Genomic DNA, 18,604 nt, shown 5'->3' with positions numbered 1-18,604 from the left:
CAGGAGCGCAGCAGCGGTGATACCCTTTTAATTAATTCAGATGGCTGGCAAAGCGGAAAACCAGAGTTTTCGTTCAGGGCAGGTTCCTGCCCAGGTCAGGTCCGGCGGTCCGTATCCATTTGTTGTTGTATTATCAGAAGTAAGTAATTAGGCGAGAAAGTTGATCTCCCATGAGTTCAGAACAACCTTCAACTGAAGAAATCAAAACCAGCGAAGAGTCTGCGGAAACTCAGGCCTCCTCCGAACAGCAGCAGCCTGCCGAAAACCAGCCTGCTGAGCAGCAGGAAACGGAGTCTGCTTCCTCCGAACAGGCTCCCGCGGAGACGGTTGCTGAAACTCCCGCACCGGCAGAAGCCGCTGCTGCGGAAAGTGAGCCTGCCGCTCAGCCGGAGGAAGCTGCGAAGCCGGAACGCAAAGTTCAGTTGAATCCCAAAGTGGATCCCAGCCAGTTCAAAGCGATTCCTGCCGCAGGCGCCGCACCGGCAGCACCTCCCAAGAAAGATGAAGCGGAAGCCGAAGACGCTGTAGAAGTGACTCAGGAGCAGCTTCAGGAAGCGGCCATGATGCAGATCGCCGAAGCAGCCACACCGGTTGACATTCCCGATGATGTGGAAGATCTCGGCGATGATCTGGAAGCAGAACTGGCAGCGGCCCTCTCGGGACAGGGAGCACAGGAGCTTCCCAAGAACTTCAGTGAGGAAGAAGCAGCCGCAGATGCTGCTGCCGAGACATCAGCCACTCCTGCCGCAGCGTCTACTCCCGGAGAAGATGGTCTGGCAGAAGGCGATCGCCTGAAGGGGATCGTGGAATCGATCAACAACGACGATGTCTTCATCGACCTGGGCAGTCGTGCCCTGGGGACTCCCGGAATTGTGCCCTTAAGACAGTTCGGCGACAAAACACCGGAGATCGGTCAGGAAGTCGAAGTCAAAGTCACCGCGATCAAAGAAGCTGAAGGCCTGATTCAACTCTCCCTGCCTCGCGGACACCACAAACCGGCCGGTGACTGGGATGCGGTCGCCGTCGGTCAGGTTGTGGAATGCGTCGTCAATAAATCCAATAAAGGGGGCCTGGAAGTCAATGTTGGCAGCCTGCGGGGCTTTCTGCCGGCCAGCCAGGCAGACCTCTACTTTGTGGGAGACCTTGAGCCGTTCGTCGGTCAGAAGCTGACCGTGCAGATCACGGAAGTGAATCCCAAGAAACGCAATCTCGTTGTCAGCCGTCGCAAGTACCTGGAATCCGAACGCGAAGAAATTCAGAAAGAGCTCTGGGAAAAACTGGCCGTCGGTCAGGAGCTGACCGGGACGGTCAAGAACATCAAAGACTACGGTGCCTTTGTTGATCTGGGCGGTATCGACGGCTTCCTGCATATCGGCGAAATCAGCTGGAACCGCATTAAGCATCCCAAGGATGCACTCAGCGAACAGCAGAAAGTGAACGTCAAAATTCTCAAGATTGATCGGGAAAAGAACCGGATCAGCCTGGGGATGAAACAGCTGCTACAGGATCCCTGGCAGCTGGCGGAAGATCGCTATGCCACCGGTTCCACCGTGTCCGGCAAAGTGACTCGAACCACTGACTTCGGTGCGTTCGTCGAACTGGAGCCCGGCCTGGAAGGACTGGTTCACATCAGCGAACTCGATCACCGTCGTGTCAAGCGGGTGACCGAAGTTCTCACAACCGGTCAGGAGACCACTGCGAAAGTACTGGAAGTGGATCCCAACCGGAAACGCATCAGTCTTTCTCTGAAAGCGTTAATCGACAAACCCGATGCCCCTGCCGAAGTCGAAGATGAGTCGCAACCCGCTTACGAGCGGAAACGCAAAGGACCACTGCTGGGAGGCAACGCCGATGATTCCAGTTCCGGTTCCGGCGGCGGACTGTTCGGTAATCCGGATGACTATAAATAAACGCGATTCACTCGTAGCATGCTTCAAGCAAAACGCCGTCGTTCCTCAGAGGAACGACGGCGTTTTTTATTGTTTTCTGGTTTGTCTCAGGCACACTGAGCCTAACATGCGATCGGTTTCAGATCACCACGGATTCCAGCAGCATGCGCAGTTTCCGCAGCTCCAGTGCCCGATCGACGCCATTCAGCAGTGACGGCAGCAGTTCCACGGACAGGAACTGATGATAGTCCTGACGTTCCAGCATGCTGATCAGCCGGCTGTAATCGATTTCACCCAGACCGACGGGGACCTGAATCTGATCGCTGGTCGAATCCCGCAGGTGCACGTGGCAGACGTAGGGAAAGACCATATCATAAGAGGTATTGCTGTAGGGGCCGCAGGTGTAATAGCTGGGGTCCAGGGTCAGGCCCAGACCTTTGACCGACTGGCAGAGTTCGGTTGCTGTCCGCGGATCTTCAGTCAGTTGTCCCGTTTTGGTTTTGATCGACAGCCTGATTCCATCGCGACTGGCAATTTCCAGCAGAGCTTTCAGGCGATCGATTTCCGAGTTGAACGGCGTGCCCAGTGGAGAAGCGGGAATCGTGATCTGCGCGATCCGCAACTGCTTGGCCGCTTTACACAGCGACTGGAACTCGGTGGGGCTGACGTCGTTTTCCAGGCAGAATGCAATCGGCGTTAACCGGGTCGCTTCGCGGAAACGCGAATAAAAATCTTCCGGCGATCGTGAAACCTCTGATGGCTTCAGGTGATCACTTTCCTCGTCCATCCAGATCTCAATTTTATCGAATTCCAGATCAGTCAGACGTTCACAACTGACTTCAAACGATTCATCTGAAAAACAACGTGATGATGCAGCTACAAACACGCCGAACACTCCCTTGTTGGCAAAGAACAAAGCAAAATGAGCACTCCGTCACTGACGATGGTCTTGCCTGTAAAACTCAAATCTTGAAATAACCTACTTTTACTATCTTGAATAAGTCCTGATTTAGAGTAGGAAACTATGATAATTTATCCCGGTTTTGAGGATTCTGCAAGGTCGATCAGATTTGAATATTACAGTGGTTTTCCAATTCTTGGGGATTTTAACTATTGTCTGGCTCTCTGTGGCCGATAAAAGAAGTAAGTTTCATGCTGGCGCGACCTGTACTCTCTCATCAGTCGCGAATAGCAGCTTTCGCAGTAGGTATCAAAATTATCATAAGCTGAGTGAAAACTGAGTTTCGCTCAAAAACAGGAATCCAGGGGGAAAGGAAGCCAATGAAGCCTCAATTGTTATGTAAAATGGCCGCTTGTCTGATTCTGCCACTGTGCGTGGGATGTTCGAATAGTCAGGTCATTCGGGGTCAGTCGGCTGATGGAGAATTCCTGATGCAGCAGCAGGCTCAAATGATCAAACATCAGCAGGCAATGCACGAACAATATGCCGGCCAGCAGGCTCCGATCCAGCAAATGGGCTATCGGCGTCATGGTGGTTACTGTCCACCCGGTTATGGTGGCTGGAAGACCGGGCACAAAAACACCTACCATCACAACAAACGCCCCCGGAATTACCAGACCTACAAATACATTCCACCGGCTGCCGTCTATCCACAGCAGAACCAGCCGCTGGGAATCGTCCAGTATCCTTACTACACCCACAAGGGACCGGATGACTTCTTCCTGAAATAAACAGGCAGAACGAAATCAATAGCTGAATCAAATCAGAGCTGATCGAGTGAAAACCCGGTCAGCTCTTTTTTTGTTTCAGGAAAAATTGAGAATGAACTGTTTCACCATTTTGGGATATAATCGGAAAACGCAGGCCGACTGTGTGCCGGTAAAACCCATCTCCTGAAGATCAGATTGTGAATCACAACAGATATGAATACAGAGAATCCCCAGAGTGCTGAGGTTGTCAGAGCGATTGAATCGTTAGTTCCCGATGACTACGGTCGGATGCCGATTCCCTGTGAACTGGATGAGGAACTGTACGAACAGATCAAACTCGCCCTCATCTGCGAACCCCGCAGCGAACTGCTGCTCAATCAGTTTGGCTTTGACAGCCTGTTGCAATTCATTGAACGCAAGTCTTCCGAGTGCCTCCGCGAAGCGGAATTTGAACACTGCCAGCAGGCAGCCCAGGCACTGGAAGTGCTGCTGTTTCAGCCGGATTATGACGAGCACGTGATCGAGGTCGCCCTGGCTTTGATTCAGGATTCCTACCAGCGCCTCAAACCGCCACGCCCCGGCTTCAATGCGGGCGCAATTCCCCTGTTCTGTGCCACCTGGGATCGGCTCAATTCACAACAGACCAGTGAAAAGCAGAGCGGAGTCCATCACTTTCGGCTCGGTGAAGACCAGGATGGCCCGCGGTATACCTGCTACTGGTAAGCGGAATCCCTCACTTCTGAGTGAGGGGGATTTCCAGCTGTGAAGGCACCGGTTTGACCGTTTTACGATGCTTTTCTGCCGCCGCTTTCAGCTCCTTGATGACCTCCGGATGATCCTTGGCGACATCGTATTTTTCAGACGGATCATGTTCCAGTTGATACAGGACGGGTGGATCATGTTCTTTAAACGGTTCCCTGCCATAGGCGGGCTTTGTGATGAAATGCGCTTTCCAGGGACCTTTGCGGATCGCCATCAGTTTCGTACCGCGGTAATAAACCATCTCCTCTCGGGGACCGGAACCACTCTGCAGCAGAACCGGTGTCAGGTCCAACCCATCGACCACGCGATCAGCGGGTACCTTTCCGCCGGCGAGTTTAATCGAGGTGGTATAGATATCCATCGTGCTGCCCTGTTCCTGTGAGACCGTTCCCGCAGGAATATGACCGGGCCACCAGGCCAGAGTCGGTTCGCGCATCCCCCCTTCCCAGGTGCTTCCTTTGCCGTCACGCAGCAGGCCGGCTGAGCCCCCCTGCTGGTCAAAGATCAGCCAGGGACCATTGTCGCTTGAGAACCAGACGATGGTATTCTGGTCCAGACCCTGTTCCCGCAACGTCTGCAGCACCTGTCCCACGCTCCAGTCGATTTCCTCGATCACATCGCCAAACAGGCCTCGCAGGCTTTGATCTGCAAAATTTTTGGAGCGAAACAGGGGAACGTGCGGCATATTGTGAGCCAGATACAGGAAGAACGGCTGTTTCTGATTCTGCTTGATGAACTTGACCGCCTCTTCGGTATAACGCTTCGTGATTGTGGTCTGATCCGCGGGCTGTTCGACGATTTCTTTGTCCCGCATCAGGGGGACGTTCCAGTATTTCACTTTCGGATCGAGGAAGATCTTCCGGCCCATACTGCGGTCGGCGACGCGATCCATGTCGTTGGAATAGGGGATGCCGAAGTAACTGTCGAATCCGTTGCTGGTTGGCAGAAATTGAGGCAGGTGGCCCAGGTGCCATTTGCCGATACATCCGGTTTTGTAACCGGCTGATTTCATCGCTTCCGCCAGCGTCACTTCACTGGCAGGGATCCCGCCCCCGGAGTTCGGAAACAGCACCCGGCGTTTGTCGCTGCACATCCCGGAACGAATCGGATAGCGGCCGGTCATCAGCGCAGCCCGGCTGGGCGTGCAGACCGGTGCTGCAGAATAAAACTGGGTGAATTTCATCCCCTCCTGCGCCATCTGGTCCAGATGCGGAGTCTTGATCGTGGGATGTCCGAAGCAGGCCAGGTCGCCGTAGCCCAGGTCATCTGCGTAAATCACAATCACATTGGGCTTCGATTCTGCATGAACCACGCTGAAAGCATTGAATGTGAAAGATAGGAGGGTCAGGGCGAGTAGGAAGATCTGGGGTTGGCGACGAATGAGTGCGATTCGTTTCATGTAAATCTCTCTCCCAAAAAGGGTTTTGAATTTCAGGTGCATCAGCGGGTTACCTCGATTGTTCACATCAGGGCGAGAAAGTGCAACCAGAAATCGGGAATTACTTATGTAAAACTTTGCGGGTTATGCCGATAACTCCTTCAGATACTAATACTTCATGTCCGAAATATGAAGAGGGGCAATGCTCCGTAGATGCACTGAAAAATACAGGCTCACTCAACAGACGCAAATACAGAATTGAGGCTGATACGTTATGGAACAGGATCGCAAACCGGCTACCATCTCTTCCGCGAGTGAAGCAGACTGGAGATCACTGCAGCATCAGGAATTTGTGGAGCAGATTGATTTATTAATCCGCACCGCGCATATGATCCGCACCGCATTGAATAACAGTTTCGCACAGCTGGAAATCAACGAAGTCCGGTATGCTGCCTTGAAAGTGATCGATGCCATTCGCGAATCCGGTTGTTCCCAGTCGGAACTGGCGCGCAAGCTGGGCCAGTCAGAATCCAATATCTGCACACTGATCGAACGCATGGAAAGTGACCGTCTGGTCATTCGCCAGCAGTCGCAGAAGGATCGTCGCAAGCGTGTGCTGCAGGTCACTGCCGAAGGCGCGCAGATTCTGGAACGTGTCAAAGAATACCACGGTACGGTTTCACAACGTCTGCTGGCCGCTTTGTCTCAGGATCAGAGACGTCAACTGACCGGGATGCTGCAGACGTTACTCAAAGCAGCCCAGATACAACGTACACAACGGGAAACGGTGCGGACCGTTTCAGACTCCCCTGCCCCTTATGCATTACGTGATGTCCCTGCCGCCTGAATGGAGAAACGAATTCCCCTCTCAGGTTCCCGGCTATTAATAAACTTGGTGTAATGGATACTCATTAATGAGTCGCGCTAAATTCATTCAAATTGGAGAAGCTCTCAAGTCAGGTTATGCGGTCGCGCTGATCGTCGGCCTGACGCTGGTGCACACTGGTTGCTCACCCACCTTCTGGGCGGATCAGGCCAATTCGGATTCGTATGATATCCTGGCGGAAAAGTCCGATGACCCCGCCTGGGAACTCCCCCGTGTCGATGTTGATCCCGACCCGCGCAGTCGATTCTACGATCCCTATGATCCCAACCACGAACCACTGCCCCCCGATGACCCGGCAGCGAACGTTTACATGCACTGGCTGCAGTACAAAAAAGGTTACAAGAGCTGGCATAAATTCGGTCGCGCACTCAGCATTGAAAATCCTGACTGGCTCGTGCAATACGGCATCTCACCTGAGATGAGTGCAGAAATGGCCGCGGCCGGAAATGCACTCCCGGGCACAGAACTGCCGGCCCTGGAAGAAGTCACTCTGCGGGAAGCCATTGATATTGCCAACATTAACAGCCGTGAATATCAGTTCCAGATCGAGAACCTGTTTCTCTCCGCACTCGATCTGACTCTCAGTCGATTCCAGTTTGACGTCAAATATCTGGGTATTGGCGGGCAGAACCCTCAGGTGGACTTGAACCGTCGTCGTCTCTCCAACGGAACACAGGAACTCGATCTCTCCAGTCGCATGGGCGTCAATCAGATGCTGCCCAGTGGAGCACAGTGGGCCGTCGAAATTGCAAACAATACACTCTGGCTCTTTTCCGGATCGAATTCGACCAGTTCTGTCAGTGTCCTGTCTTACTCACTCGTGCAGCCGTTGCTGCTCGGTGCCGGTCGGAAAGTGGTCTTGAACGGACTGACCCAGTCCGAGCGTGACGTGCTCTACCAGACTCGAACACTGGCCCGCTTCCGCAAGACCTTCTTTACCGATACCGTCGGCGGCGGGAATGGCTTTCTGCAACTGCTGCAACAGTTACAGGTAATCTACAACCAGCGAAACAACATCAAACTGCTTGAACGTCAGGTGGAAATTAAGCGGGCTTTGTCTTCACAGAAAGTCAATGTGCAGCAGGAACGCCTGGAAGAACTGCCCGACAACTGGATAATTCCGCCCGCCCTCGCAAACAAGATGGAATACGATGATGAATCGCGAATGCTTTCCTGGAAGGGCGAAATGTCGGAAGAACAGGAGAAGCTGCTCCTGGCACTCAGCGATGCCGATGCCTACCAGGCGACCGTCAATGAGCTTATCTCGCGGATCAGAACCGAAGTGGTGACCCTGGACGTGGCACAGCTGGAAACACAGCTTGCTTCTTCGATTAACACGCTCAGAACGGCTGAGCGGCGATATCAGGATTCACTGGGTAGCTTCAAGATCTTTATGGGGCTGCCTCCCGATATGCCTCTGAGTATTGATGAGTCTCTGCTCAAACCATTCCAGTTGATTGATCCCCTGCTGCCGGAAATCGAACAGGAAATTTATGACTTCGTCGAAGTCTGGGCCACGGTCTATGTCGAAGACTGGGAAGATCCCAATCTGGTTCCGCCCACAACAGCGGATATGTTGAAGGTGGTCAACGGACTGGAATTGTTGATCAAGCGTTTAAAGACTGATGCCCTGCTGACACTGGATCAGGATATTAAAAATATTGAACTCCTGCTGGGGGAGGAAACAGAAGGGGTCTCGGAGGAACTTCTGGCCTTGCGCCAGCGCCGTTTCGAATCTGATGCAGATCGTGAGCGGGTCCGTCAGAGCACCGCGAATGATATACGACTGTATTCAGGCGTGCGTAAGGAAGTCAACGAACTCCAGAGCCGCCTGGATGGCCTGCGAGGCTTTCTGAGCGAAGATAATCTTTCCAATAACCAGAAAAAGAAAATAATTCTGGAAATGGCCAACCTGCGGGAAGACATGCTCAGAATTTCACAGGGGATGCAGGTAATTGAGATCGGTTTGCGTGTAGAACTCATTACTCTGGAACCCTTTACGATGAATAGTACCGAGGCGGTCCGCATCGGTCTGGACAATCGCCTGGACCTGATGAATCAGCGGGCTTTCGTGATGGATGCCAGAAGATTGATGGAAGTGCAGTCTAATCAGCTCGAAGCGGTGTTAAATGTTGTAGTCGACGGAGACGTAAGTACTCCCTCCGGCAGGAACCGGCCGCTGGACTTCCGCGGTAGTCAGGCTAGTTTACGGGCGGGGGTGGAATTTACGGCTCCATTATCATTAGTACAGCAGAGAAATGCCTATCGGGAATCTCAAATCGATTACCAGAGACAGCGCCGTACCTTCATGGAGGCTCAGGACAACGTAAAGTTCCAAATCAGGCAAAGTTGGCGGCAGCTGAATGTTCTGCGTCAGAACTTTGAAACGTCACGTGTGCAGATCCGCCTGGCAGCGCTGCAGTATGACAGTGCGGTGGAAGCCACTTCTGATCCTGCCCAGGCCGGTCGAAATCAGGGGTTAAATCTGTTAAATGCCTTATCTTCGGTACTAACTGCACAAAACAGTTTAATCAGCAACTGGGTAAATTATGAACAAAACCGACTTAACATCTATCGAGATATGGGTATTATGGAGATAGATGCCAACGGCATCTGGGAAGACAATTTCTATCAACACCGCGCGGGAACGATAAGACCTACCAATGAGCACCGCCAACCACCCCCCCCAGAATCAACCGAATCAACCTCAGTCACTGGAACAGGAGACGTCAAGCAAGTCGTCTTCCGACCAGCAGCAGAGCTCAATGCGCTCGACACAGAAACTGAAACGCCAGCGCAGGCTCCCTAAAAAAAGAACGCTGATCCTTCTCACCATTCTGGTCGGGGTCGCTGTGGTCTTACTGGTGCCTGCTGTGCGGACACCGCTGTTCTCTGCGTTCTCTTCGGGGCAGAAGAAGAACACCACCTACATTACCGATCAGGCAACACGGGGCGCCTTTCGTGTGTCGGTGACCGAACGGGGACAGCTGGACAGTCTGAATAACGTCACCCTTTCCAGTAAGGTCAAGGGTTTCACAACCATCATCAGCATTGTTCCGGAAGGAACCATGGTTAAAGCCGGCGATATGGTCTGTGAGCTGGACTCCTCCGCGCTGGTCGATAAGGAAAAGCAGCAGCAGATTCAGGTGACGCAGGCCGAGGCGGAACTCAAGCAGGCTGAAGAAAATGTCGCGATTCAAAAGACTCAAAACGAGAGTGATGTCTCCGCAGCGCAGCTGGCACTCGATCTGGCGAAGCTCGATCTGGAAAAATTCCAGAAGGGGGAATCGCAACGCGATCTGAATGTCAAAGAAGGTGCCGTCACCAAAGCACGTGAAGATCTGCAGCGGGCGGAAGAGAACTTCGAGTTCTCGAAACGGATCGCCAAGAAAGGCTATAAAAACCAGAACGATGTGGAAGCCGACCGGATCACCGTGGTCAAGGCCGAGATCGACCTGGAAATCGCCAAAGAAGATCTCAAAGTGGAAAAAGATTTCGTTCAGCGGCGAAAAGAGAAAGAACTGATTGCAGACGTTGATGAAAAGAAGCTGAATCTGGAACGCGTGAAAAGACAGGGGGTCGCCGCACTGGCCCAGTTCGATGCCCGGCTCAAAGCCAGCCAGCTGACCTATGAAGTCGAACGCAGTGAACTGGACCGCATTCGCGAACAGATCGAAAACTGCAAAATGATCGCGCCGCAGAATGGCCAGGTGGTCTACGCCAACCAGAACAGCGGGCGTCGCGGTAGCGGTGAGGATGTGATCGAAGAAGGGACCGAAGTCCGCGAACGTCAGGCCATCATCCAGCTGCCCGATTTCTCGAAGATGAAAGTCGATGCCCGGATTCACGAATCTAAAATCAGTATGATCAGTGAAGGGCAGGATGTGGATATCCGCGTTGATGCCTTTCCCGAACAACGCTACGCGGGAATTGTCGACCAGGTCTCTTCCGTACCGATTTCCTCCAACTGGATGCGTCCGGACCTCAAGGAATACAAGGCCACCATCAAAATTGTCCCCAATGGGGCTGATATCACCAAGCTCAAACCCGGGCTTACCGCAGAAATTGAAATCCGCATTGAAGAACGCGACGACGTGCTGCAGGTTCCCGTCCAGTCGGTCATCACCATTGGCGACGAACGCTACATTTTTGTCTTAACTCCCAGTGGAACTGCCATCCGCAGGGAAATTAAAATCGGTCAGGCCAGTGATACCATGATCGAAATCCTGGATGGCGTGACCGCCGGTGAAGAGGTCATTCTCAATCCACGGACTCACTTTGCAGACGAGCTGATCGAACTCGAAGAACAGCTGGCGCTCGAAAAGAAAAAGGCGGCCAAAGAGGGAGGCGGTGGCCCCGGTAAAGGTGCACCCGCTGGTGGTCAAGGGAAACCGGGCGCCAAAGCAGGTGGTAAGAAACCGGCCGGTGGTGGCTCAGGTAACGTCCTGCAACGCTTCGACAAAGACTCGGATGGAAAAGTCTCGAAAGACGAAGCCCCCGATCGGATGAAGGAACGCTTCGACGATATCGATACCAACAGGGATGGTTTCCTGGACGCCGGCGAACTCAGCAAAGCGCGTCCCCCCTCGGGTGGCGGCGCAGGCGGTGGCCCCCGACCTGCGGGAGAACGGCGACCATGAGGCTGGCTGCTCAAGTTGTCGACCTCACCAAGTTTTATGATCTGGGCTCCGTGGTGGTGAAAGCGTTAAGAGGAGTCTCGACCGATTTCCCTGAAGGTGACTTCGTCGCCATTATGGGATCATCGGGGAGTGGTAAGAGTACACTCTTAAATCTGCTCGGTGCGCTCGACCGGCCCACCAGTGGTCAGTACTTCCTCGGTGGACGCGATGTCTCCACCCTGGACGACGATGAACTCTCACTCATGCGCAACGACATGATCGGCTTCATCTTTCAGTCGTTCAACCTGATCGCGCAATACACGGTCCTGGAAAATATTGAAGTCCCCCTGCTCTACCGTGCCGGCTATCCCGCCATCGGACGCGAAGAACGGGAATGGTGCATCGAGCTTGCCCGCATGGTCGGACTTGGCGATCGACTGGATCACCGTCCGTTTCAGCTTTCCGGGGGGCAGCAGCAGCGTGTCTCGATCGCCCGGGCACTCGTCAACGATCCCCAGATCATTCTGGCAGACGAACCGACGGGGAACCTGGATTCCGCAACCGAAGAGGAAATTATGGAGATCCTCCACAATCTGAACAATCAGGGACGTACGATTATTATGGTGACCCATGAACCTGCCGTCGCCAGACAGGCCAAACGGCAGATTATGATGAAAGACGGTCTCATTGAAAGTGAGACCATCCAGGAACCCTCATACCCCGTCCACTGACATTCAACCCTCGCGATTATTTTCAGATAACTTCAGGCCGCTCGCATGACCCGTATCATTCGCATTGTTCGTCTCGCCATGAAAAGCTTATTGCTGCATAAGCTGCGGTCCGGACTGACGATGCTCGGGATTGTGTTCGGTGTGTTTTCCGTGATTGCCATGCTGGCCATTGGGGAAGGCGCCAGTGCCCAGGCACAAAAACAGGTGCTCGAACTGGGGGCGACCAATGTCATCGTCCGCAGCATCAAACCGCCCGATGAGGTGGCTCAGACTTCCAGCAGTGCACGGGTGCTGCAATATGGTCTGCTCCGTTCCGACTATAAAATTTTGACCAATACTCTGCCCACGATTATCAAGGCCGCCCCGATTCGGGAAGTCAACAGGGAAGTCCGCTATATCAAGGAAGCCATGAATGCCCGCGTGGTCGGTTGTACTGCCGACTATCTGGAGATGAATCACCTGGACCTGGCGGCGGGGCGTTTTCTGACGGCCAGTGATCAAAGCAAGCTGCTCAACGTTGCGGTGGTCGCCAACGAAGTCGCGAACAAACTGTTTAAATTTGAAGACCCGCTGGGACAGTCCATCCGCATCGGTCCCATGTTCTACACCGTGGTCGGCGTGACGAAAGACCGGACCGCTTCTGCAGCCATCGGGGGCAGTCTCTCCGGACAGGACTACAACAAAGACGTTTACATTCCCATTAAGACGCTGCAGGCTCGCGAAGGTGATCTGGACATCAAACGCCAGGCAGGGAGCATGACGGCCGAACATATCGAATTGAATCAGATTACGCTTCGCGTCAATGATAAAGATACCGTGCTCCCCACCGCGCAGGCCATTCGGGAAACGCTCGAACAGTCACACCCGCGCAACAAAGACTATGCGGTCGTTGTCCCCCTGGAACTGCTCAAGCAGGCTGAACAGATCCGGATGATCTTCAACGTGGTCCTGGGGTCGATCGCTGCCATCAGTCTGGTCGTGGGAGGCATCGGCATTATGAATATCATGCTGGCAACCGTGACCGAACGGACCCGTGAGATCGGCGTCCGTCGTGCTCTGGGAGCCCGGCAGCGCGATATTGTTGAGCAGTTTCTGACCGAAACGATCGTGCTGGCCGGATCGGGGGGACTGATCGGCGTGGTCTTCGGTCTGCTGACCCCGATCACATTCCTCGGCATTCAATGGTTCGTCCAGCATTTCGTCATGGAAGGAAATACTGCTGGCTCAGATGTGGGACGCATGTTCTTTGATCTACAGCCACAGATCGCGTTCTGGAGTCTGCCGGTTGCCTTTGGGATCTCGGTTACCATCGGAATTCTCTCCGGAATCTATCCGGCGATCTCTGCTGCCAAGCTCGACCCGATCGAAGCACTGCGGCACGAATAATCAGTTGCTGCTGATCACAACATCTTCCCTGCAGGGTGGTTATGATCAATCAATGAATCTGGATTCGTCTGCGAAAATTGCCAGTAGGGCTGTTCCCCTCCCTGTCAGGATTCTACAATAGGAGAGTGCTCATCGCGTAGTACAACATCGAAACAATCGACCCGCCTCAAGCCATCCATCCAGAACAGGAGAATCAGGCATGCCAGGAAAGCACGCTTTTCTGAAACAATTCTACCTCCTCACTGCAATGCTCGTGGGCCTCATTACCGTCAGTGGTCCCGGCTTAACGGCTGCCCTGGCAGATGAGAAGTCTCCCGCACCTGCGGAAAAAAAGACTGAAGAAACTCCAGAACCGGAAGACGATCCCGCTTCAAAAAATCCGTTCCCGAATCGTCCCCAGGCCCCCAGCCTGGATGGGGGAACCGAATGGTTGAATACCTCGGGAGAGATCACACTCAAAGATCTCAGGGGTAAAGTCGTACTGATCGACTTCTGGACTTACTGCTGCATCAACTGCATGCACGTGCTCCCCGACCTGGCCTACCTGGAAAAGAAATACCCGAACGAACTGGTCGTCATCGGCTGCCATTCCGCAAAATTTGATAACGAAAAAGAGACCGACAACATCCGCCGGGCAATCCAGCGTTACGAAATCAAGCATCCCGTCATCAACGATTCGAATATGACCGTCTGGCGGAAGTACGGCGTACGGGCCTGGCCCTCCATGGTGCTCATCGATCCGGAGGGGAAGTACTGCGGTCATCTCTCGGGTGAAGGCAATCGTGAACTGCTCGACAAAGTTCTGGAGCGGGTCATCGCCTATCATCGTGCCAAAGGAACGCTCGATGAAACTCCCGTGCATTTCGATCTGGAATCCGCCAAGCTCAAACCGACGCCACTCAAGTTCCCGGGCAAGCTGCTGGCAGATGCTCCTCAGAACCGACTCTTTATTTCGGACAGTAACCACAACCGGATCGTCATCGCTTCCCTCGACGGCAAACTGATCGACGTGATTGGTTCGGGGCAGATCGGCAACAAAGACGGCGACTACAAAACGGCTGCCTTTGATCATCCCCAGGGCATGGCCCTGGTGGGCAATACGCTGTATGTCGCGGATACCGAAAATCATCTGATTCGCAAGATCGATCTCGATCAGAAACAGGTTTCGACACTCGCCGGTACCGGGGAACAGGCCCGCTACCGTTCCGCGGGAGGCAAACTCCGTGAGTCGGCGCTCAACAGTCCCTGGGCACTGGCCGAGATCGATGGCGTGCTCTACATCTGCATGGCAGGCCCGCACCAGATCTGGTCTCACAAGCTCGGTTCCGATGAAATCGGCGTTTACGCCGGTTCCGGTCGGGAAGATATCGTCAATGGTCCCCTCGATACATCCGCGTTCGCACAGACGTCCGACATCACTGTCGACGGCGATGTGTTTTACGTCGTGGACAGTGAAGGCTCCGCAGTCCGCAAGGTCGACACGAAGAAGAAGACTGTCTCTACGATTGCCGGTACATCCGATCTGGAACGGGGACGCTCCCTGTTTGAATTCGGGGATAAAGATGGTGTCGGAATGCACGCCCGCCTGCAGCATCCGCTGGGAGTTTTATACGACAACGGTCGGCTGTTTATTGCCGATACCTACAATCACAAATTGAAGACAGAGGATCTCAAAACCTTCGAAGTCAAAACGTTTCTCGGCACCGGTAAGGATGGAAACAGTCTGAATCCGGTGGAGTTCTCGGAACCTTCGGGTCTGGCGAAAGTCGGCAACCGTCTGTTCGTCGCAGACACCAACAACCACCGTATCTGCGTCGTCAATCTGGATAACGACCAGGTCAGTGAATTCAAGGTGCAGGGACTGACGCCGCCTGAATTACCGAAGACCTCCGATGACAGTTTCACTGCGGCCTCCGCGGATGCATTAACTGCATCTGCACAAAAAGTAGCAGCCGGTGTTCCCCTGGCGGTGACTGTCACGCCAAAACTTTCGTCTGGTTATAAACTCTCACCGCTGGCGCCTGTGAAGTTTTCATTCAAGTCGGCCGACGATCCCGAAAAGACGATCGCCAGGGGGAAGGGGACCGTCAAAGGGAATCAGGTCCTGTTGGCGCTGCCCGCGTTAAAAGTTCCAGACGGGAATTACCTGCTGAATCTCCGCTTCGGTTATTGCCGGGATGGTGTCGGCGGACTCTGCAAGCAGCATTCCGCTCAGTGGAAAGTGCCGGTACAGACAGTGGCAGGGGAAAAGAACAGTGACATCACTCTGTCTCTGGATCTTTCACAGGATTAACCTGAACAACATTGTTGCCACATTTACCAACGGTTGTTGAGCCTGCATACTGGCAGATCAGCAACCGTTTTTTATTGGTGCTCCGATAGGTTTCAAAACGCCTGACAGGGAAAGGCTTTGAATCAGCCGGGGAGAGCTGCGATACAACATGGCATGGGACTTGCATTTCTGAAGATCAGCAACCGTTCGGTTCTTGATCTGAGCTGTTTTTTTGACGCAGACTGCGGTATAAATTCAGAGGCTGACAGGAGGAAAACCATGTCTGAGCAAGATAAAAATTATGAACTGGCCAAAGAACGTGTCGAAAAGAAAATGGGTTTCATGATCCACGCGGGAGTCTACGTGCTCGTCAACGCCGGCCTGATCACGCTGAACCTGACACGCTCCCCCGATAAATACTGGTTTATCTGGCCTCTGGGCGGCTGGGGCATCGGACTCGCGTTTCATGCCTTCAAAGTTTACAGCACCGGCGGGGGAAAGAGTTGGAAACAGAAGATGATCGAGAAGGAACAGGCTCGACTCAATCAATGAAGCAGCAGAGATAGAAAGCTTTCACTCATGACGGCCACAGATCCGATTTGTCACATGCAGGTCGACGAATCGACCGCCCTCAATGCGACCGTAGATGATCAAACCTGGTATTTCTGCAGTCAGGGCTGCCGCGATAAATTCCTCGCACAACACAGCGAAAACGCTGCTTCCGCTGAAAAAGAATGTCACCACGAAGAACATCAGCATGAACCTCATCAGCACGAACCGCAGCAGCCGGAATTGAAACTGGAGCCGGCAGCAAGCTGTTGCCATCACGACACTGGTGGGCATGAACATCACGGGCATCAGAAAAAAACGCCTGAGCATGTTCCCGCGGGCACCATCTATTCCTGTCCGATGCATCCGGAAATCGAACAGGTCGGACCGGGCAGTTGCCCCATTTGCGGGATGGATCTGGAACCGATCATGCCGCAACAGGAGGAAACTCCTGAAGAAATTGCAGAGTATGAAATGATGGCCCGCCGGTTCTGGGGCGGGCTGGCACTGGGACTTCCCGTGTTCCTGCTCGCCATGCTGCCGATGCTGGGCGTGCCCGTACATCAGTGGATTCCCGAAAATGTGGCGGGCTGGTTACAGTTTCTGCTCAGTACCCCCGTTGTACTCTGGGCTGGCTGGCCCCTTTATCAGCGCGCGTATCGGTCCATTCTCAGTATGAATCTCAATATGTTCACGCTGATCGGTATCGGTACCGGCACCGCATATATCTACAGTGTCATCGCCCTGCTGGCTCCCGGGATTTTTCCCGAATCGTTTCGCCGCAATGGAACAGTCGAACTGTATTTCGAGGCAACCGTTGTGATTACCGTTCTGGTACTACTGGGGCAGATGCTGGAACTGCGGGCCCGAAAACGCACCAATTCCGCGATCAAAGAACTGCTGGCACTGGCACCACCCACCGCGCATCTGGTTGTCGATGGCGAAGAACGTGACATTCCCTTAGAAGAGGTCGAGGCCGGAAATCTGCTGCGTGTCCGGCCCGGAGAAAAAGTTCCCGTGGATGGCACAGTCGAAGAAGGCAAGAGCCTGATCGATGAATCGATGATTACCGGCGAGCCGGTGCCTGTCTCCAAAGAGCAGGGGGCCGACGTCATCGGCGGTACTGTGAACCAGACCGGCTCCTTTCTGATGAAAGCCCAGAAGGTCGGCGGTGAGACATTGCTCTCACAGATCATTCAGATGGTCTCCAATGCCCAACGCAGCCGGGCTCCCATTCAGCGGGTGGTCGATTCGGTTGCCGCCGTTTTTGTACCGGTGGTGCTGGGAACTGCCGTCATCACCTTTCTGCTCTGGAGTTGGCTGGGTCCCGAACCCAGGTTGGCTTATGCACTCATCAATGCCGTCGCAGTGCTGATCATCGCCTGTCCCTGTGCACTGGGACTGGCAACGCCGATGTCGATTATGGTGGGCGTCGGCCGAGGTGCGAAGCAGGGGATTCTCATCAAAAACGCGGAGGTTCTCGAAACACTGCAGAAGGTCGACACCGTCGTAGTCGACAAAACAGGTACGCTGACGGAAGGACAGCCCCGGCTGACAGAATGTGTGCCGGCAGGAGAGCGCAGTGAAAACGATCTGCTGCAGTGGGCGGCTGCCGTGGAGCAACATAGCGAACATCCCCTCTCCCAGGCCGTGGTTCAGGCAGCAAAAGAACGGGATCTCAAACTCGACGAGGTGCAAGACTTCGATTCCGTCACCGGTGCCGGCGTGAAAGGATCTGTGCAGAATCAACCGGTGTTGATCGGCAGTGCCGCGTTCCTGCAGGAGCAATCAGTCACGATTGATGACGCATTGATGTCACAGGCCAACGATCTCCGCGAACAGGGGCAGGGAGTGATTTTTGTGGCCATTGATGGCGCGTTTGCCGGCTTTCTTTCCGTCTCAGATCCAATCAAGGAAACGACCGCGCCGGCGATTCAAAAGCTGCACGACCTGGGACTCTCGGTGGTCATGGTCACCGGCGATAATGAAAAAACCGCACAGGCGGTCGCCCGGCAGCTGAACATCGATGATGTGGAAGCCGGCGTCAAACCGCAGGACAAATATGAGAAAGTCAAAGCCCTCCGCGCGAAAGGCCACAAAGTCGCGATGGCCGGCGATGGCATCAACGATGCCCCGGCACTCGCCGAAGCAGACGTGGGGATCGCCATGGGGACCGGAACCGATGTGGCCATCGAAAGTGCCGAAGTCACCCTGGTCAAAGGGGATTTGCGGGGCGTCGTCGATGCCATCGATCTGAGCCGGCTCGTGATGCGGAACATTCACCAGAACCTGATCTTCGCCTTCGGTTACAACGCGCTGGGCATCCCGGTCGCAGCAGGGATCCTCGTTCCCTTCCTGGGAATTCATGCCCTGCTGAGCCCGATGATTGCCGCGGCTGCGATGAGTTTCAGTTCGATCTCCGTAATCAGTAACGCCCTGCGACTACGTACTCAGAAATGAT

13 protein-coding genes are annotated in these 18,604 nt (G+C 54.0%); 11 read left to right on the top strand and 2 right to left on the bottom strand.

The genetic code is table 11. The features are described 5' to 3' along the window. Nucleotides 1–170: 170 nt before the first annotated feature. Nucleotides 171–1,910 carry a 30S ribosomal protein S1 gene (locus Enr10x_RS23370; protein ID WP_145451541.1) on the top strand — a complete coding sequence of 580 codons (1,740 nt, stop codon included), beginning with the start codon at nucleotides 171–173 and terminating at the stop codon, nucleotides 1,908–1,910. A gap of 118 nt (nucleotides 1,911–2,028) precedes the next feature. On the opposite strand, the gene Enr10x_RS23365 is transcribed toward Enr10x_RS23370, so the two are convergent. Next, nucleotides 2,029–2,775 carry a sugar phosphate isomerase/epimerase family protein gene (locus tag Enr10x_RS23365; protein ID WP_232093112.1) on the bottom strand — a complete coding sequence of 249 codons (747 nt, stop codon included), beginning with the start codon at nucleotides 2,773–2,775 and terminating at the stop codon, nucleotides 2,029–2,031. A gap of 506 nt (nucleotides 2,776–3,281) precedes the next feature. On the opposite strand from Enr10x_RS23365, the gene Enr10x_RS23360 reads away from it, so the two are divergent. Both Enr10x_RS23360 and Enr10x_RS23355 read left to right on the top strand, forming a co-directional pair. Next, nucleotides 3,282–3,581 carry a hypothetical protein gene (locus Enr10x_RS23360; protein WP_145113479.1) on the top strand — a complete coding sequence of 100 codons (300 nt, stop codon included), beginning with the start codon at nucleotides 3,282–3,284 and terminating at the stop codon, nucleotides 3,579–3,581. 192 nt (nucleotides 3,582–3,773) lie between these two features. Continuing rightward, a complete protein-coding gene (locus Enr10x_RS23355; protein WP_145451539.1) occupies nucleotides 3,774–4,283 on the top strand; it encodes a hypothetical protein in 510 nt (169 codons plus the stop codon). 10 nt (nucleotides 4,284–4,293) lie between these two features. Here the strand turns inward: Enr10x_RS23355 and Enr10x_RS23350 are convergent, their stop codons facing one another. Then, a complete protein-coding gene (locus Enr10x_RS23350) occupies nucleotides 4,294–5,721 on the bottom strand; it encodes a sulfatase family protein (protein WP_145451538.1) in 1,428 nt (475 codons plus the stop codon). Nucleotides 5,722–5,974: 253 nt separating this feature from the next. On the opposite strand from Enr10x_RS23350, the gene Enr10x_RS23345 reads away from it, so the two are divergent. The 8 genes from Enr10x_RS23345 to Enr10x_RS23310 all read left to right on the top strand — a co-directional run bounded on the left by Enr10x_RS23345 (nucleotide 5,975) and on the right by Enr10x_RS23310 (nucleotide 18,603). Further along, nucleotides 5,975–6,547 carry a MarR family winged helix-turn-helix transcriptional regulator gene (locus Enr10x_RS23345; protein WP_145451537.1) on the top strand — a complete coding sequence of 191 codons (573 nt, stop codon included), beginning with the start codon at nucleotides 5,975–5,977 and terminating at the stop codon, nucleotides 6,545–6,547. A 67-nt stretch (nucleotides 6,548–6,614) separates the two neighbouring features. Then, nucleotides 6,615–9,395, top strand: a complete 2,781-nt coding sequence (locus tag Enr10x_RS23340) for a TolC family protein (RefSeq protein WP_145451536.1) — start codon at nucleotides 6,615–6,617, stop codon at nucleotides 9,393–9,395. Further along, nucleotides 9,352–11,226, top strand: coding sequence for an efflux RND transporter periplasmic adaptor subunit (locus Enr10x_RS23335; RefSeq protein WP_197996203.1), 1,875 nt, complete (start codon nucleotides 9,352–9,354; stop codon nucleotides 11,224–11,226). The genes Enr10x_RS23340 and Enr10x_RS23335 overlap by 44 nt, the downstream gene beginning before the upstream one ends. Continuing rightward, nucleotides 11,223–11,936: an ABC transporter ATP-binding protein gene (locus Enr10x_RS23330; protein WP_145113468.1), complete on the top strand. Its 714-nt coding sequence runs from the start codon at nucleotides 11,223–11,225 to the stop codon at nucleotides 11,934–11,936. The genes Enr10x_RS23335 and Enr10x_RS23330 overlap by 4 nt, the downstream gene beginning before the upstream one ends. 45 nt (nucleotides 11,937–11,981) lie before the next feature. Then, nucleotides 11,982–13,322 carry an ABC transporter permease gene (locus tag Enr10x_RS23325; protein WP_145113466.1) on the top strand — a complete coding sequence of 447 codons (1,341 nt, stop codon included), beginning with the start codon at nucleotides 11,982–11,984 and terminating at the stop codon, nucleotides 13,320–13,322. Nucleotides 13,323–13,521: 199 nt separating this feature from the next. After that, nucleotides 13,522–15,615: a thioredoxin-like domain-containing protein gene (locus Enr10x_RS23320; RefSeq protein WP_232093111.1), complete on the top strand. Its 2,094-nt coding sequence runs from the start codon at nucleotides 13,522–13,524 to the stop codon at nucleotides 15,613–15,615. Between the two features lie 258 nt (nucleotides 15,616–15,873). Continuing rightward, nucleotides 15,874–16,146: a 2TM domain-containing protein gene (locus Enr10x_RS23315; protein WP_145113464.1), complete on the top strand. Its 273-nt coding sequence runs from the start codon at nucleotides 15,874–15,876 to the stop codon at nucleotides 16,144–16,146. Nucleotides 16,147–16,173: 27 nt separating this feature from the next. Further along, entirely contained in the window at nucleotides 16,174–18,603 is a 2,430-nt protein-coding gene (locus Enr10x_RS23310) for a heavy metal translocating P-type ATPase (RefSeq protein ID WP_145113462.1), read from the top strand. The last annotated feature ends 1 nt before the right edge of the window (nucleotide 18,604 follow it).

It is taken from the genome of Gimesia panareensis (assembly GCF_007748155.1).
GTDB lineage: Bacteria > Planctomycetota > Planctomycetia > Planctomycetales > Planctomycetaceae > Gimesia > Gimesia panareensis.
This window is presented reverse-complemented; position numbering and strand designations above follow the sequence as displayed.